The following is a 25,978-nucleotide window of genomic DNA, read 5'->3' on the forward strand; positions in this document are numbered from 1 at the left end:
CAAACGACAAAAAGAGAACAGCATGCTTGACCACTGTTCTCTAGAATTAACATTAGTATTATTCTTAATTTATTTTTTCAAATTATAGCTGTACGTTGCGACAATAATGTTTTCACGGCGCATAAAAGTCTGCTTCAAACGTAAAGCTGTCTGATTATGTAACGCGAAGTGCCAGTTCTTATTTGGGACGAACTGTGGGATCAACACTGTGGTTGAATAGTTACGTTGCGCTGCGTTGCGACTAATCACGTCCACGAAGCGACTGACCGGCTTCACAATAGAGCGGTAAGATGAGTGGATATCGACGAAGCGAATATTCGGGTAATCTTTCGTGAACTCTGATTGAATTTCCTTCTCTTTATCGGGATTCTCGTCCATCGAGACATGCATTGCAATGACGTAGTCACCGATTGACTCTGCATAACTGAGGGCGTTCTTAGTAACCTGAGTGACGCTTGAAACAAGCACAATCACCGTTGAACCGTCAAATTGGTGGTAGGTTGCCTCATTATCCATGAGTCGCAGTTGTTCCGCCACATTTTTGTAATGCTGGTTAATCTTATGGAAGAGGTAGACGAGTGCAGGCATGATAACGAAAAACGGCCAGATTTCGGCTAAGCGATAGGTAAATAGAATTACCAGAATCGCGAAAGAAATCAGCGCACCGACCAGATTGGCAGTTGCACTCCAGACCCAATTCTTTGGCCGCTCGTGCCACCACTTTAATATCATCCCAGTCTGCGATAACGTGAACGGAATGAACACGCCAGCAGCATAGAGCGGAATCAGCCGGGAAACATCGCCACCAAACATGACGATGAGAATACCGGATCCGATCGCCAGTGTAAGAATGCCGTTTGAGTAGCCCAGTCGGTCCCCACGATCCATGTAGTTATGCGGCATGAATTTATCTTTAGCCAAGTTAAAAGCGAGAACGGGAAAGGCGGAGAATCCTGTGTTGGCAGCAACCGTGAGGATGAACGCCGTCGCAAATTGAACCAGGTAGTAGAAGATGTTCTGGCCTCCAAATGTCTTATCGGCAATTTGTGAGAGAACCGTGACCTTCTCCATTGGCACAATGCCGTACCAATAGTTTAGAAAAGAGATACCGGCAAAGAACACGCCCAGAATTGCGGCCATGATGGTCAAAGTCGCCGCAGCGTTTTTTGCACGGGGCTTCTTGAAGAATGGGACGGCGTTGCTAATGGCCTCGACACCGGTTAAGGAGCTTGAGCCACTAGAGAATGCTTTGAAAATCAGTGCGGCAGTCACACCAGGCACGACAGCGCCAATGGGCGCTGCCGCTGTAAATGGAATCTGTCCGGTCAGGATTTTAAATAATCCTGTCCCAATCATGATCAGAATCATGACGATAAAGAAATAGACTGGAATCATCAGGAAGTTCGCAGACTCGCTCATGCCCCGCAAATTGAGAATAGTCAGGATGGTAATAATGACCAAGGAGATGACTACTTGGTGACCATAAAGAGCCGGGATAGCCGCCACAATTGCATTTGAGCCAGCCGACACACTAACTGCAACGGTCAGCATGTAATCAATGAGTAATGAGCCTCCAGCCACGAGTCCTGCACCTTTACCCAGATTATCGCTTGAGACCTTATAGGCCCCACCGCCACCGGGATAAGCATGAATAACCTGTCTGTAAGATAAAGTCAGCGAAAGCAACAAGACAAGCACGAAGGCCGCGATTGGAATAGAGTACCACATTGCTGCAGCCGACAGCGTCACTAGCACAAGAGCAATCTCCTCCGTACCATAGGCCACACTTGATAAAGCGTCTGAACTCAGCATAGCTAATGCTTTGAAGCGAGTGAGTTTCTGTCCACCCTCTTCGTCTGACTTCAACGGTTTACCCAATAGCAATTGTTTGAACTGTCCCATTAATATTTCCTCCAGAAATGAAACATGCATTCTTAGAATAATTAATCAATAAACCACGCAATATTACTCCATCTACATTAAAAAAGCTAGTCTATTTTGTCAGTATTTTAGAAATAAAAAAAAGAAGTAGCAGTGCTACTTCTTAATTATATCTGTTACATCATGCCCATTCCAGGGTTCATACCAGCTTGGGGATCTGCTGGATGTTCTTCAGGAATTTCCGCAACAACAGCTTCAGTGGTCAACAATAATGCTGAAACTGATGCGGCATTTTGCAATGCTGAACGAGTAACCTTGGTTGGGTCAATAATTCCTGCCTCAACCATGTTCTCCCACTTATCTGTGGCAGCGTTGAAACCAAACTCATTCTTCTCGCTCTTCATGCGTTCTACAATAACTGAACCTTCAAGTCCGGCATTCTCAGAAATTTGTCTTACAGGTGCTTCAAGCGCGCGTTTAACGATGTTAATTCCCGTTTGCTCGTCGCCCTCAGCAGTGAGGTCATCAACTGCCTTAATGACGTTAATCAGAGCAACACCACCACCTGCAACGTAGCCTTCTTCAACCGCAGCTCTAGTTGCATTCAAAGCATCTTCAATTCTGTATTTTCTTTCCTTTAATTCCGTTTCTGTAGCAGCACCAACCTTGATAACGGCTACACCACCAGACAGTTTAGCAAGCCGCTCTTGTAGCTTCTCACGGTCAAAGTCTGAAGTCGTGCCTTCAATTTGGTTCTTGATTGTCTCAACACGCTCTGCAATTGCTTCTTTCGTACCAGAACCTTCAACAATCGTTGTGTTGTCCTTAGTAACCGTAACTTTACCAGCCTGGCCGAGTTGCTCAAGCTTAGTATCCTTTAATTCCAGGCCGAAATCATCGGTAATTACCGTACCACCTGTTAATGTAGCGATATCTTGTAGTTGTTCCTTGCGCCGATCGCCAAAGCCCGGTGCCTTAACGGCAACGACATTGAAAGTACCCCGAATCTTGTTTAACACAAGTGTTGGTAGTGCTTCACCCTCAACATCATCAGCAATAATCAACAGTGCCTTACCTTGTTGCACTATTTCTTGCAACATTGGCAAAATGTCTTGAATATTCGTAATCTTTTTGTCGGTGATTAAGATGTAAGGGTTGTCTAAGTCTGCTTCCATCTTGTCATTATCCGTTACCATGTATTGTGAAAGATAACCACGGTCGAATTGCATACCTTCAACCACGTTTAATTCAGTGTCGATTCCCTTTGACTCTTCGATGGTAATAACACCGTCGTTACCAACCTTTTCCATTGCATCCGCAATGAGTTGACCGACTTCTTCACTTGCACTTGAGACAGAAGCAACTTGAGCAATCTGGTCCTTGTTAGCAACTTCGTGGCTAATATTGTGCAATTCAGCGACAGCGGCCTTAGTAGCCTGCTCAATTCCCCGACGGATACCCACAGGATTTGCACCGGCACTGACGTTCTTCATTCCCTCACGAACGATTGCTTGTGCCAAAACCGTCGCGGTGGTCGTACCGTCACCAGCGATGTCATTCGTCTTCGATGCAACTTCAGCAACGAGTTTTGCACCCATGTTCTCGAAATGATCTTCTAGTTCAATCGACTTGGCGATTGTCACACCATCGTTTGTGATGTCGGGTGAACCATATGATTTCTCGAGCACTACGTTTCTACCTTTTGGTCCAAGCGTTGTCTTAACAGTATCTGCCAGCTTATCAACACCACGCAGCATTGCTGCACGAGCATCTTCAGCGAATTTAATATCTTTTGCCATTTGAATCTCCGTCCTTCTTATTATTAGTTCTAAAATTAATTAAGTTAAATATTAATGTGCATGAACATCAGTGATAGTGAGTTTCATACTCACTACTCAACAATAGCGATAATATCTTTTTCGTGTAAAACAAGGTAATCCTCATTATCAAATTTAACCTGACTACCAGAATACTTGTCGTAGTACACGGTGTCGCCAACTTTAACAGTTAATGGTAACTTAGTGCCGTTCTCTGTCACTGATCCATCGCCCACAGCGATAACTTCACCAACTTGAGGCTTCTCTTTCGCATTTGATGCTAGTAGGATTCCTCCAACTGACTCTTCCTTCTCTTCCTGTACTTTGATAATCACGCGATCTGCAATTGGTTTTAACACGTTGATATCCCTCCTATTTCTTTTTTAGCACTCTTAATTAATAAGTGCTAACTACAAAAATTATCTTAACTTTTCCGTCAACCAAATGCAAGTTTTTTGACATTATGAAATTTAAAAAAGTCGCGAAAAGTTTCGCGACTTTAATCTATGATTGAATGATTGACTACTGGTTGTCTTGCTCCAGGAAGTAAATCAACGTCTGTAGTTCAGTTGCCAAGTCAACGTTTTGGACACGCACATTGCTTGGGGTCGAAATTCTAATTGGTGTGAAGTTCATGATGCCTTTAATTCCCGCCTCGATCAACTCATCAGCGGTGGACTGTGCCTGATCTTTTGGGACAGCAAGAATAGCAATTTCAATCTGTTGTTCACTTAACTGCTTCTTCAGATCCTCGGTATGATAGACTGGCACACCGTTCATTATTTTACCAGTTATCTCTGCATTCACATCGAAGGCGGCAGAGATCCGAATGTTATTGGTCCGCTTGAAATTATAATTGAGCAGGGCGTGCCCCATGTTACCCACACCGACCAGCGCAACATTCGTCAGCGTATCCTGATTCAAAATCTTTTTGAAAAAATCAAGGAGTCTCTTGACATCATAGCCATAGCCACGCTTGCCGAGCGCACCAAAATATGAGAAATCTCTCCTGATTGAAGCACTATCAACTTGGACGGCCTCAGATAATTCAGTCGAGGAGACCTTCTCTTTTCCCTCATCGTTCAAGAAGACCAGATACCGATAATATAACGGTAATCTTTTTGCAGTTGCCCTAGGGATTTTAACGTCTTCCATACTACACCTCATTTGTGAACTTTTTCATTAACAATTCTATAATACCTAATTAAGTAGTAAAAGTTCAAGTATTTTTTTCACAAAAGCCAAAAATTTAGTATAATAATTCATTGACTGACTTCAACAACATAATTCACGAACTATGATAGAATGTTCTCTAGGTGATTAAATGATTATTATGCAAGCAAATAACGTCGAACGCAGCTTCGGCGCTACAACATTATTCAAGAATATTAGCTTTGAGATTGACGGGAAAAGTAGGATTGGCCTAGTAGGTCCAAACGGCGTTGGTAAATCAACTTTGATTAAGATTCTCACCGGGCAAGAGGCCCCTACAAGCGGCAATATTGTTAAAAGTAAAAATATCACTTTTGGCTATATTGCACAAGAGAATAACCTCAATCCAGACCAAACCGTTTACGGGGAGATGGCCGAAGTTTTCGCGCCGTTAATCGAGCTGGGGCATGAATTAACCCGGCTTCAACAAGAGCTTGCTACCACAAGCACACCCAATTCGGAAATGCTAGAACAATACGACCAATTACAATTCAATTTCGAGCAACAAGGTGGCTTTACATACCAGGCAGAGATCAAGAGTGTTCTAAATGGCTTCAAATTTGACGAAACAACCTATGACAAGAAAATTAGCGTGCTCTCAGGCGGTGAGAAGACGCGGTTGTCATTTGTGAAGCTCCTACTCAAAAGTCCTGATTTGCTAATCCTAGATGAGCCCACCAACCATTTGGACCTCGACACCCTGGACTGGTTGGAAAGTTTTCTGAAAACGTATAAAGGCGCAATCCTCGCCGTCAGCCATGACCAATACTTCCTGGATGCGGTCGCGACCGATATCCTAGAGTTGCGACACGGTCAACTGAATAAGTTCAAGGGAAACTATACTGCCTATACCAAATTGCGGACGTCATTAGACGATCAACAACAAGAGGCATACGAGCGCCAACAGGCAGAAATCAAGAAACAAGAGGATTTTATTCAGAAGAATATTGTGCGCGCATCGACGACGAAACGGGCACAAAGTCGCCAGAAACAACTGGATAAATTGGAACGAATCGAGCCACCAAAACGCGATCAAAAGGTCCGCATTAACTTCAAAATTGAGCAGCAGACTGGTAAAGAGGTGCTGATTTTCTCTGACGTCTCTGTTGGTTATCCGAACAAAACCATGATTGAGGATGTAAATCTGCAGGTCCGCCAGCAGGATCGCCTCGCAATTATCGGGCCGAACGGAATCGGAAAGTCAACCCTTTTGAAGACAATCGTCAAGGAGCTACCGCTACTGAAGGGAAATATCAAGTACGGTGCCAACCTTAAGATTGGCTACTACGACCAAGAAATCAACCACCTTAACCCAAAGGAGACCGTGCTTGATACAATTTGGAATCGCCACAAGACGATGCCTGAGCGAGAAGTTCGTAGCATCCTAGCTAGTTTCCTATTTGGTCCTGATGACCTCGAGAAGACAGTTGCCCAACTTTCAGGCGGCCAAAGAGCGCGACTCTCGTTAACTGTCCTCTCACTCGAATTCAACAACGTTTTGATTATGGATGAGCCCACCAACCACTTGGACATTGAGGCTAAGGAGGTGCTCGAGAAAGCACTCGAACACTATGAAGGGACAATCGTCTTCGTCTCACATGACCGTTACTTCATTAACCAACTTGCACAGAAAATTTACTCAGTCAACGAAAGACATGGTACTATCTACGATGGCAACTACTCATTCTACCTAGAGAAGAGAAATCAACTTGAGCCAAGTAACAGTAGCGAACAGGATAATGCAACTACTGCTAACGCCAACCAAAGTAAGGTTGATTACCAGCTGCAAAAGAAGAATCAGGCTGAAAAGAGACGTCTGGAGCGGGAAGTGGACCAATTAGAACACCAAATCAGCGAGATTGAGAACAAGATTACGGAGCTACAACTAGAGATGGCACAACCAGAAGTAGCGACTGACTTTGGCAAGTTAGATCCACTCCAAAGGAAGGTTCAAGAACTTGAGCAAGAAAATGAAGCAATATCAGCTAGGTGGGAACAGGCGCTAACGAAACTCGAAACATTTGCTGCCATAAAGTAAAAAATCACAGAAAAATGAGTAACTATTTCAATCGTAAATAGCTACTCCTTTTTATTACTATTCTAATCAAGCATTGATTCTGCATAAGGCAGTTCAAGTGACGGATCAGCGTTCAGCGTTAAATCAGCGAAATCTTGAGCCTTAAACTGGTGATATGCTGCTGCACCAATCATTGCCGCGTTATCACCACAAAGGCGCAGTGGGGGAATAATCACTTTTGGCTGTTGGGGCAACTTACTAATTTTCGTTGCCAGTCTTTCACGTAGTCCCTGGTTCGCCGCTACTCCACCGGCTAAGATAAATGTTTCAGGCTTGTACTCTGCGATTGCACGCAATGTTTTGTGGACCAAAACGTCGATTACACTTGCTTGAAAACTAGCTGCCAGATCATTCTGATCGAGTGTTTCACCTAACTGGTCTGCATGATGGACGGTATTTATAAAAGCGCTCTTTAAGCCACTGAAGGAGAAATCATAATCGTCATCCTCCATCATTGCCCGTGGAAAATGGAATGTGTCGGAGCCCTGATGAGCCATCTCATCAATTGTTTTACCTGCAGGATACTTAATCCCAAGCACGCGACCTATCTTGTCGTACGCCTCTCCTGCCGCGTCATCTCTAGTATCACCGATGATTTCGTAACTATTCTCATCGGTTAGATAGACCAATTCGGTATGACCGCCAGAGACTACCAGAGCCAATGCCGGGTAAACCACTTCATTGTCCAGATTAGCTGCGTTGATATGACCAGCAATATGGTCGACACCAATTAGTGGCTTTTGCTCGACCAACGCCACCGACTTGGCGGCCGCAACTCCGACTAGAAGTGCGCCTACGAGTCCCGGACCCTTGGTCACAGCTACTGCATCGAGATCGTCGTAGTCCACTTGTGCCTCGGCCATGGCCTCAGTCATCACCTGGTTGATTACCTCGATGTGGTGGCGGCTCGCAATTTCTGGCACGACGCCACCGAAACGCCGGTGGCTTTTTATTTGCGTGGCAATCACATTCGAGAGAATCTCATGCCCATTCTTGACGACAGACACGCTCGTCTCGTCACAACTAGTCTCAAATGCCAAAATTAGATTATCTTTCGTCACTTAAATCCGTCTCCTTTCAAGTCTAACACCATGTTTAAACCGTCGACTTTTTCAGTGTAATAGTAGTTTTTCCTGACAATATTGGGTTTAAAGCCCAACTTCTTATATGCCGTTTGGGCCACCAAGTTGTCCATCCGCACTTCTAGGGTAATCACAGTACAATTATTTCTTCTACCGTAATCAATCATCATTGAAACTAGAAAGCTCCCAATCTTTCTGTGCTGGTATTCTGGGCTAATTGCAATATTCGTAATGTGTCCCTCCTGCTCAGAGAAGCGAGCACCAATAAAACCCACCAGCTGTGAACCATCATACACGACAAGATAGAGTGAGTTATGATGTTTCTTTAACTCATTTCTAAATGAAAAGCGGTCCCACGGTGTGCGTCCGCGGTAGACACGTCGTTCAAGATTCAACAGGTCCTCAAGGTGACTATCATTAGCCTTCATAAACTGGAGTGAGAGGTGTGAAATTACTTTCACAAAAGGTTCAAATGAGAGGTCAAACTGTGGTACAGGTTTAAAAAAATCACTAAACTTCTTCAACATACTTACTATCGTCTTTCAAGCTCTTCGCACCGGTCCTATTCTCCCACTCAACCTCAGCCTGGGTTTTTCGCAAATAACGAGGCAAGAGCTCTGCAGGACTAACTGGTGTACTAAATTCCGCTATCCAGCCAATCTGCCCGGCATGAACCAAATTTTCCTGGTCTGTCCCGAAATGAAGCTCGACATCAGTAGAAAGAAGTTGGTCCTTGATTTTAGCTGCATGTTCTGGCGTGAAGTCACCGACGAAGTTCACCCGTGTAAAGTTATATTGCCGGAGCATTTCCTGCACAAGCTCTAATAGGTGCTCCAGGGCCACATGAGCGTCTGAAAGCACCACCGCTGGACCTGAACTCTTGCTAGCAGAGTCCAGCCGATATGCTCCCGCGAAGAAATTATCATTGCGCGCGTCTAGTAGTGCGACCGTTAGCTCAGCTTTGGTTCCAGCAGGCGTCATATTCGCTGCTAGTGCCGCCAAAGTGGAGACACCAACTAGCTTCACGCCCAGCCGCTCTCCCATCACCTTCGCGGTGGTAATACCTATTCTCAGGCCGGTATACGATCCTGGACCCGCGGCAACAGCGATTTGTTCAATCTCGGTCAACTTGAGGTTTGACTGAGCAAGCACCGCCTCAATGGTAGGAATAATATTCACACTATGATTTCTTTGATCAACGATATTGCGCTCTGCTAACGTTTCAATGCCATTATTCACGGCAACGCTCAGATTTTCCGTTGCAGTCGATATACTTAAAGTCTTCAATTTGTATCCTCTGAATCTTGTCTTAATTCACTTTATCTCGTTAAAATTTCTGGTTAAAAAATACTATTATTTAATCTTAACACGTTCTGTCGCTTTTAGAACAATCCAGGTGATTACCATCTGAATCCAAGGAACAATCAGTTCCTTTGGAATTCTTTGGAGGAGCGCGCCACGAAAGTCGAGCTTGTACATAACGGTCAGCCAATATGTGTTGAGCAGGACGTTCACAATAATCGTGACTAATAAAACAGCGCTTATCACCTTCCAAACCACGAGTTTTTGCTCGTAGAAGAAGAGACCGTAGATGATCCCCCCAACAACTGCGGAGATGGTGAAGCCAAAGAACATTCCTCCGCCAACCCCGAATAATGCAGCAGAAAGCACATCAGCTACGCCTGCGCCAATGCCACCCCAAAAAGGGCCAAAATACTTTCCAAGCAGCACCGTTGCGATAAAGCCCAACCCAACTTTGGTGACCGATGTCCCAAATGAAATTTTCTGCAAAATCATACTAATGGCCACAATTAAGCCCAGCACAATCAACTCTCTAAGTTCTAATTTTCTAAATACATTTCTCATTGTCATGGAGTCGCCCTCCGTTCACTTAATCTGCATCATTAACATAAATACAACCGTTTAAATATAACACATTCTTGTCTTAAACCCACATATTTACTATGATATGTTATTGAAAAGAGGTTAACGACGATGAAAAATATTCTCGTTCTACACACCGGTGGCACAATCTCCATGTCAGAAAATGATGCTGGTGAAATCATGCCAAATGAGAGAAATCCCCTCAACCAATTCCAATTAGCTACGGATGTCCCATTGAAACTCACAACTGAAGAAATCTTCAACCTGTCCTCGCCACAAATTACACCGAATGAGATGTTACAAATTCAGCTAAATAAGTTTGTCAGCAATGCCGTATCTTAATGGCGTTTTTTATTTTTTCCAGGTGAAAATCGCCTCGGCTGCCTTACCTGTTCCGTTTTGAATGAGGTGGTATGATTTAAGTTCCTCCTGCTCCTCGACCTTGACCAATGACCTCGGAGAGTCGCCGTAGCGAATCTCCTGGTCAAACTTGATGTCAATGCACTTAATTTGAGCATGCAATACCAAATCCTGTGGGAGCACATCAATCATCCACTCAAAATAATGTGAGTTGTTGACGTGACGGTTCGCGTCAATATCGTAATAACGTACCCGATATTCGACCCCGGAATCATCAAACTTAGGTAACCTAATTCTTGGCAATCGCGGTCCCCGCTTAACCTCTGGTACCGCCATTTTTGCACCAAATTCCGACGTATTCTCGTGAATCTCTCGCTTCAACAGATCTAGCACAATCCACGTACTGGAGACCGTAATCAGGGATTCCCCCTCCTGGGTCTTCACCCAGAAATCTCTGTAACAAAAAAACCGGTTGTAACCGGTCGGTTGCGTGCCAAGAATTATTTCCTCATCCAGTTGTGGTAATCTTTTTATCTCCATGTGATACTGCGTCACGACCCAGCCGAGGTTCTCCCTAGCAAGATTGTTTGTTCCCACCCCCATTGTATCGAGCTGATAGCTTGATACCTTCAAGAGTAGGTCAATTAGGACGGATAATTTAATCTGGTTCAATGCATCAACATCGAAGTAAGATAATTTAGCAGTTTGTTCAAATTTTTCCATGCTCCTAGTTTTACTCCCTTGGTTGATTGTGATAATAATCGTACAATTCTTTCTTACTTAAATGGGCATGCCGTGCGACTTGGCCAATCGCATCCTTCTTACTCTGCCCATCTTCAACTAGTTGGTCAACTACCACCGCCAACTCGGCTAACGTCGCTGTCGGTTTCTCTGACTCAACATAGCCACCCATTAGAACAACCATTTCACCGCGTGGTTCCACCGTCTCGAAGTGCTCTATTAGCTCAGCTACAGTACCACGGAGGTATTCCTCGTGTAACTTTGTCAGCTCGCGGGCGACCACCACTTGGCGGTTTAGACCCACGGTTTCGCCCAAATTAGCGAGTGTCGCTCTAATCCGGTGCGGGGCCTCATAGAAGATTGCCGTCTCTTTTTGTCTGCTGATTTCGGTTAAAAAGTCCGTTTGCTGTTTCTTCTTACGCGGTAAGAAGCCGTAATACGTGAACGGTTGAGCCGTCAAGCCAGAAGCAATCAGAGCGGTGGTGAAAGCCGCCGGTCCGGGCAAACTGACCACCGCAATATTTGCGGCAATCGCAGACTGCACCAGTTCATATCCCGGATCACTAATCACAGGCATTCCCGCATCGCTGACTTGTGCGAGCGAATGTCCAGCCAGAATTTGCGTAACTAATTCTGGCGCCTTCTCCTTAGCATTAAACTCGTGAAAACTGACTAGTTTACCACTGGTCTCAATTCCTAGGAGCCCCAGAAGTTTACCCGTCGTCCGCGTGTCTTCTGCGGCGATTAAATCCACATTTTCTAATGTTTCTTTTGCGCGCAGCGTCATGTCCTTCAAGTTACCGATTGGCGTCGGCACCAAATAAAGCTTGCCTGCTTCGTCATTAAAACTACTTTGAATTTGCATTATTCTTCTTTCCCGCACCACGCTGATGATCGAAAATATCTAGGCAAAAAATACAGTCTTCGTTCTCCACTCTATGAGAGCCGTAATACATATTACAAATATGGTAGCCAGACTGGTAAATCTCTTTCAGTCCGGACATCCCATCCTGAGTCTTCTCTTGGTGTTTCTCCGGAATATTGTTGAACTTCTCCCGTAAGAGCTTATTCTCGATCTTTAACTCAGTATTCTCTCGCAGGGCCTCTAGCAGGTCGTTTTGTAGGCCTTCGACTGTCGTAATCATCGTGTGTAAATTATTTAATACCTGATCAAGTTGTGTGTATGGATCTGTCAATTTGTTCACCTTTAGAATTCTATGTTCAAAATTAGATACTGCAGACAACTACTAAAGCTCACATTAGCAGCAATCATCTTGTTCACATGAAGTAGCTCACTCAACAACTCTTGATTTTGCTTGATGTTCGTGAGCGTCAGCATTTCTCTATCGGCTTGTTGCAGCAGATAATCGAGTATAAATTGCTGCAACTCCTTTTGCTTAGCTGAATCTGCAAGGGTTTTGGCCGTCAGAATCGCCAATGGATTATTCTCCATTAATTCAGTATAAAAACGCTCAGCTAAAGGCGCCAACTCAGCTTGATCATCCTGCAGCTTATCTTGTTCTGCCTCGTTCTTGAATTCATCCGTCACGTTAACTATTTGAACCCGTGACTTAATCGTGGGCAGAATCTGATTAACATTCGTGGTGGTTAAGATTGTCAGCACGGGTGCTACAGGTTCCTCCAGCACATTTAGTAGTGCATTTGCTGCCGACATCGTTAATTTTTGTGCATCAGAGATGATAAAGAAGCGGCGATCGCCCTCCGTGGGACTTTTCGCAAGTTCAATCTTTAATGGCCGCACAGTGTCGATCCCGATACTCTGCTTCTCAGTTTCGGTCACCAAAAAGACGTCTGGATGGTTCAGTTCACTCACCCGCCGGCAATTGGCGCAAGTACCGTCCGGTCGCAAATCTTCGTCTGGGTGCTCACACAGAAATAAACAACTCAGCCAAATAGCTGCTGCAGTTGTTGTCTTTTCGTCACTCCCCAAGAAAAGGTAGGCGTGACTCACAGCATCTTCTTTATATGCTTGTAAAAATTCCTGCTTAAACTTAGCAGGAATGTTGGTAAAACTACCTTCATTTATCATTGTGCTTAATACTGTTCGAATTGGTCAACTGGCAAGACAAACACCGTTGCACCGCCAACCTGAACCTCAATTGGGTAAGACATTGTGGCGTCGCCACCCATGTCCATATTAACTGGCGGTGTCATAAACTGCTGTCTTGCATGCGAGATTTTTTTGATGATGTCCAGCACTTCATAGACCCGCTTATCCTCAATACCGATGATAAAAGTGGTATTCCCGGCCTTTAAGAAACCACCAGTGGTCGATAGTTTAGTTGCCCGAATATCGTTTTCGATAAACTCACTGCTCAATAGGTTGCTGTCTTTGTCCTGTACGATTGCGAGAATTAATTTCATTTGTGTTCTCCTTCACGAAAAATTTGTGGTATTCTCTCTCTTATTATTTTAACACTATCGCTGATTACTTTTGCTAACTCCTGATTAGCATTCACCGCAATTATTCTGGTGGGGTTAGCTTTGATTAGCTCATGATAAGCAGTAGTCACGCGTTCATGAAACTCTACCTGTTCTTGTTCCAAGCGATCTTCCGTCCCAGAGCGACTGTTTGAGATGCGTTGTAAGCCAATCTGCGAATCCACATCGAGGTAGATAGTCAGATCGGGCTGCAGATTGTCAGTTGCAAAGCTATTAATCATCGCCACTGGCGCAATCCCAATCTGGCGCCCGCCACCCTGATAGGCCAGCGAACTGTCCACAAAACGATCAGAAATCAATATCTCACCGCGTTCTAGCGCCGGTTTAATCACCTCAACCACATGTTGTCTTCTGGCCGCCGCAAAGAGCAGCGCCTCAGTCTTAACATCCATTTCTTTATTGTTTGGATCTAATATAATTTGGCGAATTTTTTCGGCAATCTGGGATCCTCCGGGCTCCCGGGTAACTACTGGCTTAGTAATCGTGTTGCCTGCAAGTTGTGCTAGTACACCATTCAGCGTGCTAGTTTTGCCCGAACCATCGGGCCCTTCGAAAGAAATAAATGTCCCTGTCATTTTACGCCTCCATAGGTAAAATTGTACTTGAAATCGTAGTCAACTTAAAGTCAATTCCAAAATAAAAAGCCCAAAACAATTGGACTTAATGTGAAATAACATTGTTCAATCCCTTCGAACTAGTCTGGCGCAATCGGGCTTCTTTAAACAGGAAATTATATTTAGCTTTCAATATCTTAAGAGCCACGATATTCTCGGGCGAATCATCTAGACTGGTTTCTGACAACGTCTTCGTCAATGCAAGCTGTTGTTGCAGATTGGCAATTGAAGTCATTAACTGACTGTCAGCCTGTTCCCTTAAATTATGCTTGCCCATTACAATTCAGTCCTTCCCGTTACTGCTCGTTTTAGCGTGAGGGAATCAGCATATTCAATATCAGAGCCGACTGCTAGACCACTAGCTAGTCGCGTTACCTTGATTCCAGCAGGTTTAATCAGTCGACTGATATACATGGTTGTTGCCTCACCCTCTGGTGTAGAATTCAGTGCGATGATCACCTCATTGACGTCGCTCTCTTGTAGTCGCGTAATCAGTGATTTGATGTTGATGTCTTCAACTGAGACACCGTCCATCGGTGACAGAACACCGTTCAGCACGTGATAGAGGCCATTGTATTCGCCCATCTCTTCAAAGGCCATGATGTCTTTTGGTTGTTCAACTACCAGAATCTGATTTTGGTTACGACTTGCATCCCGACAGATGGCACATGGATCAGTCTCAGTGATGTTGCCGCAGATTGAACAAAAGCGCAGTTTTTGCTGCAAATCAGCCAAACTCTTGGCGAAATCCTGGACTGCACTCTCGGGCATGCCTAAAGTATAAAAGGCAAGTCTAGTTGCCGTCTTTTCTCCGATACCAGGTAGCTTCATATAACTTTCAATTACCTTGGCAATTGGTAATGGATATTGCATTATCTCACCTTTTTACATTAATCCTTTAGAGTATTTCCCCATCTTTTGGGTCGTTGTTTCGTTAATTTGGCTAAGCCCATGATTGACCGCGTCCACAATCAAATCTTGGAGCATGTCCGGATCATCTGGATCGATTACTTCAGGCTTAAGCGCAATCTTCTTTAGGGTACTATCTCCCATGAAAGTCGCAACAACTAAGTCGTTTGCCGCATGACCGATAAATTCAGTCTCGTTGATTTCCTTCTTAGTTTGTTCCATTTCTTTTTGCATCTGTTGTGCTTGTTTCATCAATTTCTGCATATTAGGCATTCCACCACGCATCGTTTACTTCTCCTTTATCTCAGTAAATTAATCTTTAACATCAATCATGTCGTCGCCAAAAAGCTGACGCGCCTGTTCAATTATATCATTCTTTACTACATCTTTTGACTGGCTATTATCGGCCTCATCTGCCTGCGCAGCAGTCTCAGTTTCGTCCACCTCTTGGCGGTTAGTTAATTCTGCCTTATGAGTCTTCAGATAGTCAGCACGCAAAATCGGCCATTCATTCTTCGGCACGAGGACAATCTCGGTATTGGCATGCGTTAAACTTGTTAAGCCATCATTCAATTGCTTCATTAGCTCACTATCACTAGTTGCACGTTCAAACCAAAGTTGGTAGTCAAATGCCACAACACAGGCATCAGGGCCAGCCGCAACGGGCTTTGAAACCTTCATCATCGCTCTTTGCGAAACTTCCAGCTTACTGATTAAATCTGGCCAAACATCCTTCACTCGACTGAGGTCATCTTTAGTGGCGTGTTTCAGCACATGGTATACACTCGCACGGTACTTTGTCTTCAAGTTGGTACTTGCTACGGTTGATTTGACGGAAGCACCAGTAGTAGTGGCAGATTTCATTCTCGGAACGACCCCGGTCTTTTGCAGTGCACCCAATTGTTGACTAAGGTGTTGGACCTGCTTTTGTAACTCCTGCATTTCCTCGCTAGTATCTGTTTGTCGACCACTTTGCTGCTCGTCACCAGCAGGGTGGAAACTAGTCACCTTCACACAGAAAATATCTAGTGGCACGTTTTGTTGTGTGGTAAATCTCAAATCGTTGAGCGCTTCGTTAGCAGTATCGATGAGATAAAGAATCGCGCGATTATCCAGACTCTCTACAGTCTCACTTAATTCATTAGTTAAGAACGCTGAACTTTTTGTCTTGGTCTTTTGACTAATTAATACCTGGGTAGCAAGTTCTACGAGTTCATTTAAAATATTTTGCGGGTTGATACCCGCTGCTAGTAATTCCTTATTCAGGGCTAGTGCCGCGCCGGTCTCTTGTTGTGTAAGCAAGAGAAATAATTCTTCGATTTTTTCTTGGTTTGCAAAACCGGTAATTTCTAGCGCATCGGCGTATGTGACGCCATCCTTCTCAAACGAAATAATCTGGTCAAGAATACTTAACGCATCGCGCATTCCACCGTCTGCAACCTGTGCAATGACTTGTAAAGCTTTATCTTCATAACTAATTTCTTCGGCAACTAGGATCTGCTTAAGACGCGCAATAATCGCATCAAGTGCAATTCTTTTGAAAGTGTACTTCTGTGTCCGTGAGATAATAGTCGCCGGCACCTTCTGCAATTCGGTCGTTGCCAGAATGAAGATGACATGCTCAGGGGGCTCTTCTAACGTCTTTAAAAGTGCGTTGAATGCGCCCATCGAAAGCATATGTACCTCATCAATGATATAGACTTTGTACTTGCCCTCGGTCGGAGCATACTTCACCTTATCCCGGATGTCTCTTATCTCATCGACACCGTTATTCGAAGCAGCATCAATCTCAATCAAATCACTCATCCGATTCTCATCAGCTGCCAGACAGTTGGCACATTCATTACAAGGTTCACCGTCTTTAATATTCAAACAATTAACTGTTTTAGCGAGGATCTTTGCACAGCTAGTTTTACCAGTCCCGCGCGGACCGGCAAATAGGAATGCGTGACTGATTTTATTGATACGAATTGAGTTTCTAAGCGTGCTTGTAATTGATTCCTGACCAATTACATCCGCAAACGTTCTGGGACGCCACTTTCGATAGAGAGCCTGATATGCCATCTGATAACCTCTTATTAAAAAACTCTTAGCCTAAAAGACTAAGAGTGTTGTTGTTCAATTTAAGGGCACATACCGCAACCTGCTTAGTGCTGCTTTCTTCCGAATCTGACACGATTCACAAGAGCAATATTGCCCTTGCCTTTCGGCACTAACTATCATACCTTAAACGCCAATTATTTTCCACCTATTTGCAAACTACTTTTGTTTTTTTCGTGCACGAATCGCGCGGAAAAAGTTCTGGAGTAGCATTGCAGATTTCTGCTCGTACAGACCCGGATAAACCACGGGATGGTGATTGAACTGTGGCACTTTGAATAAGTCGACCACGCTACCGGCTGCACCAGCCTTACGGTCGTGTGCTGCGTAGAACACATTCTCGATGCGACTATTGATAATCGCACCCGAACACATGGGGCAAGGTTCGAGTGTCACAAAGATGGAGCAGTGCTCTAACCGCCACGTCGAAAGGTTCTGACATGCCTCGGATATTGCCAGCATCTCCGCATGTTTAAGTGCATTTTGGTCCAACTCCCGCCTGTTATAGCCGTGCCCAATAACTGCGCCATTAGAATCAACTACCACGGCGCCAATAGGGACCTCATCCTGTTTTTGCGCCAATTCCGCCTGTTCGAAGGCCAACTTCATGTAATTTTCTTTAGCACTCTTTGTAAAAATCACTGTTTAACACTCCGCAAAATATAGTAGCCCTTGTCACGCGCCAAGATATCGCAGTTCCCAAAAGTCGCGGTTAACAGCTTCCTTGCAGATGGGGCCCCCTGTTTCTTCTGCAGGACCGTTACGATTTGGCCCCCCGATAACAAATGATCCAGCGCCTGTTCGTGAATTTGGTTAACCACTTTCTTACCCGCACGAATTGGTGGATTGGTCACAATTAGCGCGTACCGTTCAGTAACGGTTTCATAAATATCTGATGTAAAAATATTAACGTTAGTTATTGCATTGAATTCCGCATTGGTGCGTGCCAGCTCAAGCGCACGCTCATTGACATCAACCAAATCGAGCGCTCTTTCAGGATACTTCTTTGCGAGCATTAAGCCCATTGGCCCATAGCCTGTTCCGAGATCCAGAATCTTACCAGGAACAAGATCTAGTTCCATCACCTGCTTCATCAGCGCAACGCTCCCGTAGTCAATCCGGCTTTTGGAGAAAACACCGGCGTCAGTTTTGAGGTGGAGGTTCAAGTCGGCCAGGTTAAATTCTATCTCATGGATGTCATGTTCAGCATGTGGTTCCTGTGCAAAATATTGTTCAGCCATTTTACTCTCTTTTCAAATTTACTCCCTGTATCATACCAAAAAAGGACTAGCATTGTAACTAGGTCACGTGACGGTAAGAAAATCTGTGATAAAATAAATAACGTAATTATATACGATTTTATTCTGACAAAGCGAGGTAGTAAATTGTTTAAGAACAGAAAACTAACAGCAGGGGGACATCTTATTGTGTTTCTTTGTCGTGCTATTCGCCGCCGGTTACGCAATCACCCGCCAGATTCACGCAAACAATGTGCAGGCACAACCGTTTACGGCATTTAAAAAGGAACACCCAGTCAAGTTTACGGACCAGGACGTTATTGATTCGGACGAATCATTCACTATTCCTGGCAATATCACAATCCCAAACTCAGTTGCTAAGGACAATTATTCCTATGGGTTTTACATGTGGTACAACTTCAAACGCCACACAATTACCTTCCAAAGTCATGAAAGTGATGATTTGCTAATCTACAACTTTGAAGTTTCGCTGAAAAGAGAACGGATAACTTTCGTCTACGCCTACTCTGAGAGTACCGATCCGGACAGTGGCGGCGTGTCCTTCCAACAAAATTATAGGTTAAATCCAGCAAAAACAAAGCTCATAGCGACTACAAATTTTAGCCACATTTACTACCCGAGGAAAGACCATGCGCGCCTTAAGAAGGAAGCCCAGGCTACTTGCAAGGAATATGAAAAATACTTCAATCGGATTTTACAAAATAAAGCGTCCTATACCACTTTGCAGCAGTATGCAGATCTAATAGTCAAACGCCAAAAGAAGGCTGTGCAGCAATCAAAATATGCAGGCACATCAGTCAAAAAGAAGAAGGAAAAGGAAGTACAAGATAATATTACCAATAATATTAATGTTATCGAAAAATCATATCAGGCAAATTTTTCGGATGAAGAATGGCGGAATTATATTTTAAAACGCGCAGAATTACTAAACCTTGCTCACCCTGTGATTGGAATGAAAAAATTACTGACTCAGAGAAGACCTGGTATTTCTCTTATTTCTATGGCGGCACAGGTACCGTACCAAGCAGTTTGAACCAAGCGGCAGGTACATATTACACGGTCACTGCAAATGGGCAGCTCTACTTTGTTGCACTGCCTACACTCATCATCACCAAGAAATATATGCAACACACAGGTCAGAGTTGGTTTCCCCAAAAGGTTGACCCCATAGACTTCTCAGACTATCTCTACAATGCTGATTTTCCGCGAGGTACTTATGGTATGTATGACCTCGAATACGTACCAAGCAATCAAAAACCGTCAACAGAAGAGATTGTCAACAATATCATGATTGTCGCTCCCACGGATAATCAAGAATAATACCAGACTTTAATTAAACAGGAGGGATTTAGATGAACAAAAATAGGCTGGAAGCATTCTCAGATGGTGTGCTGGTCATGCTGCTAGCCGCTCTCGCCTATTGGCTCTTAAATAAGATGTTGATTAATGCTAACGGACGCGATTCACTCGTTGCGCGGTTAACCCACCATGATTGGAAGTTGTACGTGTATACTAGTATCTTCACAATCGGGCTTGTGATGACGCTAATTCAGCCACTAAGCGGCCTGCTCAGCGTAATTATCGGTAACCTCATTTGGTTTTGGCCAAATAAAACAATTGAACGCCATATCGTTAATTGAGACAAAAAATAATTCGCTGACCACCGTATTGATCGGCGAATTATTTTATTGTGGCTAAATTACTCTTTGAACTTATCAGATTTCCTGGATATTTCGTTCTTGTCTGTCAAGGATCACATCACCAGTTGATATCCAGCCAAAAAGCTGTCATTAAAGTCCTGCGGTAGCTTATACTGCTGATTAAACAAGACAATCAGAGCATGTAAATTTTGCCATCCTCTGAGGGTCAGTGATTTTATACTTTGTTCGACGTAAATCTTCGCCTGCCCGTACTTTGGTGGCAAGACAACGCCTAATGACTGAAATAATCTGCGACTGTACTTATCCACAATAAAGCCCGATTTTTGCACCGCATAGAGCATGATTGTGTCTGCAGTCTCCTCCCCTACACCATTGATGGCCAGTAATTCCTGCCGGATTACTTTACGTGGTAATTGCCGTACGGCTTCCAGATCGTCATTATATTGTGCAAAATAATTGCTTAAATGCACAATGGTCTGTGCTTTTCTAGTGTAGAATCCGGCTGACCTAATTACTTGGGCCAATTCGTCTCCTGAAAGTTGGCGGACGCCACTTGGTCTAAGATAAAAACCAATATTTTGTTTGAGCTCAGCCAACGCTAAATCAACGTTGCGCCAATTAGTATTTTGAATCAAAACTGCACCCCAGATAATCTCCCAGTCACTTGCTGCCGGCCACCAACCAGCCGGCGAAATCTGTGCCCCCAATTTCTCGTAGAGCTCCTCTAGTGTTATTTTAGTTTCCTTCATAACCAATTCCCCTCTTTAAACTCAGTATACTATAGACAATTACATTTAAAGACTTGCATCCTTGAATCAGACAATCAAACATTGGGATAAAAAAACCTCCGCACGCAGAGACAGGCTCTGAATGCGGAGGTTTTGTAGTAATGTGTATTTAGCTAAATTATTTAGCAGTGGCTGTAGCGCCAACCTCAGAAAGCTTAGCGATGATTTCATCAGCTTCGTCTTTAGTTACGCCTTCCTTGAAGACCTTAGGTGCACCGTCAACGATGTCCTTTGATTCTTTCAAGCCAAGACCAGTGATCTCACGAACAGCCTTGATAACTTTAACCTTTTCTTGACCAACTTCAGTCAATTCAATATCAAATGAATCCTTTTCTGCTTCAGCATCACCGGCAGCAGCACCAGCAGCAGCTACAGGAGCAGCAGCAGTAACGCCGAATTCTTCTTCGATTGCTTTAACAAGGTCGTTTAATTCAAGTACAGTAGCTTCTTTAATTTGGTCAATAATCTTTTGTGTATCTAAAGCCATGATTTTTTCCTCCGAATTTTGTTTTATGTTTTTGTATTTGTGTTAGTTATGAATAACTATAATTATGCTGCTGGCTCTTCTTTAGAATCAGCAACAGCTTTGACAGCGTAAGCAACGTTACGTACAGGTGCCTGTAAGACAGAAAGTAACATTGATAGCAAGCCATCGTGATCTGGTAATGTAGCAAGTTCGTTGATTTGATCAAGCGATGCAACTTTACCTTCGATCATACCACCCTTGATTTCAAGAGCTTCGATCTTCTTAGCATATTTTGCCATGATACGAGCTGGTGCAACAACATCTTCATCAGAAAATGCGATTGCAGTTGGTCCAACGAAAACATCGTCCAAACCTTCGTAGCCTGCTTTGTCAGCAGCACGACGTAGGTAAGTATTCTTGATAACTTCCATCTTCACACCAGCATCACGTAATTCCTTACGTAGTTCAGTAACTTCGGCAACAGTTAGTCCAAGATAGTCAACAACAACGGCTGACTTAGCATTGTTGAATTGTTCAACAATACCATCAACTAATTCTGCTTTTTTTGCGATTACAGCTTCACTCATGTATTTTTACCTCCATATTTATTTATGAATCACTATCATAGCCAAATAAAAACTCCATGCCTAAAGACATGGAGTTTAATTAACTCACTTATCTTCTGGCCTCGGCAGGATATTGAGACTTGCGTCACCTGAGTCTTAGGTAGAATTCACATATAGAGTATATTACATTGTTTATGCTATTCTGTCAACGATTACTATCACTTGAATATGAGTTTTGTAGTCCAGCATACTAGCTGTTCGTTTACACACGGTAATTTCGGTAGTTTTGCCCCATGAAAAACGCGACTAAGGAACCAGCCGTAATTGAATCTAAGACATTACCTGTCAAATATGCAGCGCCAAAGAACAGTGCAAAACTGAAGAAATAGGCAAAGTTCTCAACAGTCCAGTTCTGCTTCTTGAAACAAAATTTACCTGCAAGATATAGGCAAAGCAGTACAAACGGTAAAATAAAGAGCACAATTCCGAGCAAACCTAAAGTATAAAATTGGTTAATAAAATCCCGTTCATAGTTGAAGATAAAGAAGTTGATTCTTACAAATGAAATACCAAGTAACAGGCGCACAGGCGGAACTATTTGTTGTTTCAGCAAATCAACATTTGCCTTTTCAATCTTACGAAAATTAACTTGATCTGGGGCGTTCCATGTTAATACATCAATCCAAAGTTCCGGATATTTATCAATCGGATTTGTAGCAGAAACCACGTTTCCATAAGTACCACGTACATCAAAGTGTGTATCGAGATAATTTTGCGCCAACCTCTTAGCCTGTTTAGGCTGCTGTTGCATCTCCTCCCGCAACTGCAACAACTGCTTCGAGCTGGCTTTAGAACGATCAGCAGTAGCTATGTTTACCTGATCATTGGCACTGACGCGCCCTGTTGATGGTGAGAAGGGGTAAATCAGACCTAGGACCAGTATAATCGCAGCAAGCGGAATGACTTTTTTGACCTTAACGTGCCATTGTAAACTCTCTTCGGCTGGTACATCGGCAAAGAAGTAGAACGCTGGTATCACAATAAATGCTGCCAGACTACCGAAAATTGCTGTTCTTGTGCCGATCATCAATGCTGATAGTGCCATCACAATTAGTATTATTAACTTGTACCAACTGCTTTGCCGCAAATAATAATGAAGTGCAATAGGCAGTAAGAGAATCATAATTGCCGAGATTGAGTTTGCAAATAGGAAAAACCCATCAGATGCGAGCTGCATGAAACCAGGACGATTGACCACATCGAACCAACTGAAAATATTGGCACTAATCATTGTTGCCTTATCATATGATGCAATTGCAAAGACCGCCAAATTAGAAACTACAATTGTGCCCGAAATTGCAGTAGCCAGCCACCATGTGATTCTTTCCAGCGTACTTTTTTCTAATGAAGTATCTGCGCTGATGAACAGGATCAGGGTGGGGAAAACAACTCGGAGTACGTAGGAGATTTCTTGAGTTACTGAGTACGTAAAGCCATCTGTCAGGCTGCTCAAAGCGTTTTTGGTGAGCCATAAGTGCGCAACTAGGTATATTAGGACTACAAAACCATAAATAGCCAAATGGTATGATGGCTTACTAAATTTATGGACCAAGAAGAAAATAAGTAGTAGAGCAATAACTAAGACTAAGCGAACCAAGGTCGGTATTGTAAAAGGTCCAATATTGGCCAATGTTCCTTGATAAAAGTAGATGATTTCCATAAAGGGTTGAATTAAGATGTAACAAATTAACAACCGCTGTAACACTTTTTTCATTGATAACTTCTCCAACATTTTAGTAAGCGTGCAAGATACTATTTGAACTATAACTGACAAATGAGAAATCACCATCTAGTGCTAGTTTAAGCCGTAAGTTCTGTCCAATAATATTCTTTTTAGCTTCTACTACAACCCGATATTTGTGCACATTTTTTGCGTACTTCTTGATTGTTATTAACCGGACGTTAAAAGCATTCGTTGAATCTTGACCATCTAGTCTCACAGTGAAATTTGCCACCCGTGGCTTTTTGCCAATCGAATTAATCGTAAAGCTCATCACCTTATCACGAGCCACGTAGTTTATATCATGTTGTTCAATTAATTGCTGATGTGCAATTGCTTGTTTTTGCCCAGTACTGTTTCCGTGCGTGAAGTGTAATCCCGTGAACTCGAACTGAATCTGTTGACCGCGCAATGGAAGTAAATATCTCTCATCCGGAATTTTTTTGCCATCACTGAAATTATAGCCAATCATAATCGCAAATTTTCTACTATTAGGATCCTCTCCCACACGTTCAAAATGATTGGGAGTGTAAGTTAGAGAGTGCTCCCCGGCTTTGATAACAAGTTTAGTATTGCTGGTTACTGCGTCTACTGGAAATGGGAGGGTACCAGTAATTAAATCTCCTCTTTTCAAATTGGCCGGTAAGGTAATCACCCCGCTAGCCTGTGCAACGCCAATTCTACCGTTTTGAAACTCAAACCCAAGATCTCTCAGAATTTCACTTCCGTTCTGGTAAAATGCTAAGTTAGGCTGCAACAATTTCTGTCCCTTGGAAGTCAATATTATTTGACGGCCACTATTTAATTTGTATTTACCATGAGCTTTCAAGGTACGAAACATTCTTGTAGTAGCGTTTGTCAGCTGGTGATTAATTTGTCGCTTACTGTAAACATTCCCCACCAAGAATAGACCACCAAGTATGGCAGCCACTAGCAAGGTTGTGCAGATTTTAACCACATTTTTCAACTTATCTCTCCATAGACATGCCTAACCTGACTGGTCTGGCAATTTTTCATAAAATAATTATAGCAAAAAAATACCCGATGATAGAACCATCCTCGGCCTAATATCGGGTATTTAATTAATATTTAACTTTAGTAACTAAGCGTTAACTGGATCAAGCTTGATACCAGGACCAAATGTTGTTGAAACAGCAAGGCTAAGGATGTATTGACCCTTAGTTGATGCTGGGCGAGCCTTCAAGACAACATCTTTCAGCGCCTTAAAGTTTTCAACTAATTTATCGTTGTCAAATGAAGTCTTACCAATTGGTGCATGGATGAGTCCTTCCTTGTCGACACGGTATGTAACTTTACCAGCCTTAACTTCCTCAACAGCCTTAGTTACATCCATCGTAACAGTACCAGTCTTTGGGTTAGGCATCAGGCCTTTAGGTCCGAGTACACGACCAAGTTGACCAACTTTAGCCATCATTTGTGGTGTAGCCACAACGACGTCAAAGTCTAACCAACCGTCCTTAACACGTTGTACTAAGTCGTCTGAACCAACTTCGTCAGCACCAGCGGCTTCAGCTTGTTTAGCTTGTTCTCCATCAGCAAACACAATAACCTTTTGTGACTTACCTGTACCGTTTGGTAAAACAAGAGCACCACGAATTTGTTGGTCAGCTTGCTTTGGGTCAACATTAAGGTTAAATGCAACTTCAACAGTTGCATCAAAGTTTGCATAACTAGTTTCTTTTGCTAATGCAATAGCTTCATCAGCTGTGTAGAATTTGTTCTTATCTACCTTTTTGGCAGCTTCAATATATTTTTTACCATGCTTTGGCATGTGATTTCCTCCCTTGCAAATGTGGTCAACGAGCTATGCTCTCCCACTTGATTTATTAGCTTTCGCTAACAATCCGACATTTTTCAAAATAATGAGATTATTCAGTAACTTCAAATCCCATACTTCTTGCTGTACCTTCAACCATGCGCATTGCTGCTTCAACATCAGCAGCGTTTAGGTCTTGCATCTTGGTTTCAGCGATTTCCTTAACCTGAGCCTTAGTTACCTTAGCAACCTTCTTGGTATTTGGTTCGCCTGAACCCTTTTCCACGTTAGCAGCTTTCTTCAAAAGAATTGCTGCTGGTGGGGTCTTTGTAATGAAATCAAATGAACGATCTTCATAAACAGTGATCACTACAGGAATGATCATACCCTTTTGGTCAGCTGTTCTAGCATTAAAGTCCTTAGTGAAGCCAACAATGTTGACTCCGGCTTGACCCAATGCTGGTCCTACTGGGGGTGCAGGTGTTGCTGCTCCTGCAGGGATTTGTAACTTAACAACGTTTATAACTTTTTTTGCCACGTG

The 25,978-nt window shown here is 43.3% G+C and carries 32 protein-coding genes, 1 other RNA gene and 1 other annotated feature; of the genes, 5 read left to right on the top strand and 28 right to left on the bottom strand.

Translation table 11 applies throughout. The annotated features are described in order from the left end of the window. Positions 1-69: 69 nt before the first annotated feature. From FC62_RS05850 to FC62_RS05865, 4 genes are all read right to left on the bottom strand, one after another. A complete protein-coding gene (locus FC62_RS05850) occupies positions 70-1,902 on the bottom strand; it encodes an APC family permease (RefSeq protein WP_056946476.1) in 1,833 nt (610 codons plus the stop codon). Between the two features lie 155 nt (positions 1,903-2,057). Continuing rightward, positions 2,058-3,680: a chaperonin GroEL gene (gene groL, locus FC62_RS05855; protein ID WP_054745532.1), complete on the bottom strand. Its 1,623-nt coding sequence runs from the start codon at positions 3,678-3,680 to the stop codon at positions 2,058-2,060. Between the two features lie 92 nt (positions 3,681-3,772). After that, complete coding sequence (gene groES / locus FC62_RS05860; RefSeq protein WP_054745530.1) at positions 3,773-4,057, bottom strand: co-chaperone GroES; 285 nt, start codon at positions 4,055-4,057, stop codon at positions 3,773-3,775. A 163-nt stretch (positions 4,058-4,220) separates the two neighbouring features. Next, positions 4,221-4,853 (bottom strand): redox-sensing transcriptional repressor Rex, encoded by a 633-nt coding sequence (locus FC62_RS05865; RefSeq protein ID WP_056946478.1) that lies wholly within the window; start codon positions 4,851-4,853, stop codon positions 4,221-4,223. A gap of 169 nt (positions 4,854-5,022) precedes the next feature. Between FC62_RS05865 and FC62_RS05870 the strand changes: the two genes are divergently transcribed. Further along, positions 5,023-6,948 carry an ABC-F family ATP-binding cassette domain-containing protein gene (locus FC62_RS05870; protein ID WP_054745528.1) on the top strand — a complete coding sequence of 642 codons (1,926 nt, stop codon included), beginning with the start codon at positions 5,023-5,025 and terminating at the stop codon, positions 6,946-6,948. A gap of 62 nt (positions 6,949-7,010) precedes the next feature. On the opposite strand, the gene tsaD is transcribed toward FC62_RS05870, so the two are convergent. From tsaD to FC62_RS05890, 4 genes are all read right to left on the bottom strand, one after another. Next, the gene (gene tsaD / locus FC62_RS05875) at positions 7,011-8,048 is read right to left on the bottom strand and encodes a tRNA (adenosine(37)-N6)-threonylcarbamoyltransferase complex transferase subunit TsaD (protein ID WP_056946480.1); all 1,038 of its coding nucleotides are present in this window, start codon (positions 8,046-8,048) and stop codon (positions 7,011-7,013) included. Continuing rightward, a complete protein-coding gene (gene rimI / locus FC62_RS05880; protein WP_056946482.1) occupies positions 8,045-8,596 on the bottom strand; it encodes a ribosomal protein S18-alanine N-acetyltransferase in 552 nt (183 codons plus the stop codon). The genes tsaD and rimI overlap by 4 nt, the downstream gene beginning before the upstream one ends. Continuing rightward, complete coding sequence (tsaB, locus tag FC62_RS05885) at positions 8,580-9,356, bottom strand: tRNA (adenosine(37)-N6)-threonylcarbamoyltransferase complex dimerization subunit type 1 TsaB (RefSeq protein ID WP_056946484.1); 777 nt, start codon at positions 9,354-9,356, stop codon at positions 8,580-8,582. Before tsaB ends, rimI begins: the two co-directional genes overlap by 17 nt. Positions 9,357-9,422: 66 nt before the next feature. Continuing rightward, complete coding sequence (locus FC62_RS05890; RefSeq protein WP_054745522.1) at positions 9,423-9,941, bottom strand: folate family ECF transporter S component; 519 nt, start codon at positions 9,939-9,941, stop codon at positions 9,423-9,425. A 123-nt stretch (positions 9,942-10,064) separates the two neighbouring features. Here FC62_RS05890 and FC62_RS05895 point away from each other — a divergent pair, with 123 nt between their 5' ends. Beyond that, positions 10,065-10,295 carry an asparaginase domain-containing protein gene (locus tag FC62_RS05895; RefSeq protein ID WP_054745520.1) on the top strand — a complete coding sequence of 77 codons (231 nt, stop codon included), beginning with the start codon at positions 10,065-10,067 and terminating at the stop codon, positions 10,293-10,295. 9 nt (positions 10,296-10,304) lie between these two features. Here FC62_RS05895 and FC62_RS05900 read toward each other — a convergent pair whose 3' ends face one another. The 13 genes from FC62_RS05900 to FC62_RS05955 all read right to left on the bottom strand — a co-directional run bounded on the left by FC62_RS05900 (position 10,305) and on the right by FC62_RS05955 (position 18,381). Then, a complete protein-coding gene (locus tag FC62_RS05900; protein WP_056946486.1) occupies positions 10,305-11,036 on the bottom strand; it encodes an acyl-[acyl-carrier-protein] thioesterase in 732 nt (243 codons plus the stop codon). Positions 11,037-11,046: 10 nt separating this feature from the next. Beyond that, the gene (rsmI, locus tag FC62_RS05905) at positions 11,047-11,919 is read right to left on the bottom strand and encodes a 16S rRNA (cytidine(1402)-2'-O)-methyltransferase (RefSeq protein ID WP_054745514.1); all 873 of its coding nucleotides are present in this window, start codon (positions 11,917-11,919) and stop codon (positions 11,047-11,049) included. Continuing rightward, positions 11,903-12,250 carry an initiation control protein YabA gene (locus FC62_RS05910; protein WP_141322585.1) on the bottom strand — a complete coding sequence of 116 codons (348 nt, stop codon included), beginning with the start codon at positions 12,248-12,250 and terminating at the stop codon, positions 11,903-11,905. Before FC62_RS05910 ends, rsmI begins: the two co-directional genes overlap by 17 nt. An 11-nt stretch (positions 12,251-12,261) precedes the next feature. Beyond that, positions 12,262-13,104, bottom strand: a complete 843-nt coding sequence (locus FC62_RS05915; RefSeq protein ID WP_054745511.1) for a DNA polymerase III subunit — start codon at positions 13,102-13,104, stop codon at positions 12,262-12,264. Between the two features lie 5 nt (positions 13,105-13,109). Then, complete coding sequence (locus tag FC62_RS05920; RefSeq protein WP_056946487.1) at positions 13,110-13,439, bottom strand: cyclic-di-AMP receptor; 330 nt, start codon at positions 13,437-13,439, stop codon at positions 13,110-13,112. Continuing rightward, positions 13,436-14,092 (bottom strand): dTMP kinase, encoded by a 657-nt coding sequence (gene tmk, locus FC62_RS05925; RefSeq protein ID WP_056946489.1) that lies wholly within the window; start codon positions 14,090-14,092, stop codon positions 13,436-13,438. Before tmk ends, FC62_RS05920 begins: the two co-directional genes overlap by 4 nt. A gap of 85 nt (positions 14,093-14,177) precedes the next feature. After that, a complete protein-coding gene (locus FC62_RS05930; RefSeq protein WP_054745510.1) occupies positions 14,178-14,408 on the bottom strand; it encodes a YaaL family protein in 231 nt (76 codons plus the stop codon). After that, on the bottom strand, positions 14,408-15,004 hold the full coding sequence (gene recR, locus FC62_RS05935) for a recombination mediator RecR (RefSeq protein WP_056946490.1): 597 nt from the start codon (positions 15,002-15,004) through the stop codon (positions 14,408-14,410). Before recR ends, FC62_RS05930 begins: the two co-directional genes overlap by 1 nt. 12 nt (positions 15,005-15,016) lie before the next feature. Continuing rightward, a complete protein-coding gene (locus tag FC62_RS05940; RefSeq protein WP_054745508.1) occupies positions 15,017-15,325 on the bottom strand; it encodes a YbaB/EbfC family nucleoid-associated protein in 309 nt (102 codons plus the stop codon). A 27-nt stretch (positions 15,326-15,352) separates the two neighbouring features. Beyond that, complete coding sequence (gene dnaX / locus FC62_RS05945; protein WP_056946492.1) at positions 15,353-17,104, bottom strand: DNA polymerase III subunit gamma/tau; 1,752 nt, start codon at positions 17,102-17,104, stop codon at positions 15,353-15,355. Between the two features lie 54 nt (positions 17,105-17,158). After that, an RNA gene (ffs, locus tag FC62_RS08015) (signal recognition particle sRNA small type) lies at positions 17,159-17,245 on the bottom strand. 54 nt (positions 17,246-17,299) lie between these two features. Then, complete coding sequence (locus FC62_RS05950) at positions 17,300-17,779, bottom strand: nucleoside deaminase (protein ID WP_056946791.1); 480 nt, start codon at positions 17,777-17,779, stop codon at positions 17,300-17,302. Further along, complete coding sequence (locus FC62_RS05955) at positions 17,779-18,381, bottom strand: class I SAM-dependent methyltransferase (protein ID WP_056946495.1); 603 nt, start codon at positions 18,379-18,381, stop codon at positions 17,779-17,781. The genes FC62_RS05950 and FC62_RS05955 overlap by 1 nt, the downstream gene beginning before the upstream one ends. 184 nt (positions 18,382-18,565) lie before the next feature. Between FC62_RS05955 and FC62_RS05960 the strand changes: the two genes are divergently transcribed. Genes FC62_RS05960 through FC62_RS05970 form a run of 3 tightly spaced genes read left to right on the top strand, consistent with a single transcriptional unit; the run spans position 18,566 to position 20,039 of the window. Beyond that, on the top strand, positions 18,566-19,432 hold the full coding sequence (locus tag FC62_RS05960; RefSeq protein WP_056946497.1) for a hypothetical protein: 867 nt from the start codon (positions 18,566-18,568) through the stop codon (positions 19,430-19,432). Continuing rightward, positions 19,429-19,719 (top strand): hypothetical protein, encoded by a 291-nt coding sequence (locus FC62_RS05965; protein ID WP_056946499.1) that lies wholly within the window; start codon positions 19,429-19,431, stop codon positions 19,717-19,719. Before FC62_RS05960 ends, FC62_RS05965 begins: the two co-directional genes overlap by 4 nt. A gap of 32 nt (positions 19,720-19,751) precedes the next feature. Then, positions 19,752-20,039 carry a hypothetical protein gene (locus FC62_RS05970; RefSeq protein ID WP_054745504.1) on the top strand — a complete coding sequence of 96 codons (288 nt, stop codon included), beginning with the start codon at positions 19,752-19,754 and terminating at the stop codon, positions 20,037-20,039. Positions 20,040-20,152: 113 nt separating this feature from the next. Here the strand turns inward: FC62_RS05970 and FC62_RS05975 are convergent, their stop codons facing one another. The 7 genes from FC62_RS05975 to rplK form a co-directional block, all read right to left on the bottom strand. After that, entirely contained in the window at positions 20,153-20,809 is a 657-nt protein-coding gene (locus tag FC62_RS05975; RefSeq protein ID WP_054745503.1) for an endonuclease III domain-containing protein, read from the bottom strand. 157 nt (positions 20,810-20,966) lie between these two features. After that, the gene (gene rplL, locus FC62_RS05980) at positions 20,967-21,335 is read right to left on the bottom strand and encodes a 50S ribosomal protein L7/L12 (protein ID WP_054745501.1); all 369 of its coding nucleotides are present in this window, start codon (positions 21,333-21,335) and stop codon (positions 20,967-20,969) included. A 62-nt stretch (positions 21,336-21,397) separates the two neighbouring features. Beyond that, positions 21,398-21,901 carry a 50S ribosomal protein L10 gene (rplJ, locus tag FC62_RS05985; RefSeq protein WP_056946501.1) on the bottom strand — a complete coding sequence of 168 codons (504 nt, stop codon included), beginning with the start codon at positions 21,899-21,901 and terminating at the stop codon, positions 21,398-21,400. A 37-nt stretch (positions 21,902-21,938) separates the two neighbouring features. Then, positions 21,939-22,059: a sequence feature (ribosomal protein L10 leader region), on the bottom strand. Positions 22,060-22,142: 83 nt separating this feature from the next. Next, the gene (locus FC62_RS05990; protein WP_056946503.1) at positions 22,143-23,654 is read right to left on the bottom strand and encodes an O-antigen ligase family protein; all 1,512 of its coding nucleotides are present in this window, start codon (positions 23,652-23,654) and stop codon (positions 22,143-22,145) included. Positions 23,655-23,673: 19 nt separating this feature from the next. Then, positions 23,674-24,627 (bottom strand): hypothetical protein, encoded by a 954-nt coding sequence (locus FC62_RS05995; RefSeq protein ID WP_056946505.1) that lies wholly within the window; start codon positions 24,625-24,627, stop codon positions 23,674-23,676. A 135-nt stretch (positions 24,628-24,762) separates the two neighbouring features. Further along, complete coding sequence (rplA, locus tag FC62_RS06000; protein WP_056946507.1) at positions 24,763-25,452, bottom strand: 50S ribosomal protein L1; 690 nt, start codon at positions 25,450-25,452, stop codon at positions 24,763-24,765. A gap of 97 nt (positions 25,453-25,549) precedes the next feature. Beyond that, positions 25,550-25,975 (bottom strand): 50S ribosomal protein L11, encoded by a 426-nt coding sequence (gene rplK, locus FC62_RS06005; RefSeq protein ID WP_056946509.1) that lies wholly within the window; start codon positions 25,973-25,975, stop codon positions 25,550-25,552. Positions 25,976-25,978 lie beyond the last annotated feature (3 nt).

This window comes from Amylolactobacillus amylotrophicus DSM 20534 (assembly GCF_001434555.1).
Classification (GTDB): domain Bacteria; phylum Bacillota; class Bacilli; order Lactobacillales; family Lactobacillaceae; genus Amylolactobacillus; species Amylolactobacillus amylophilus.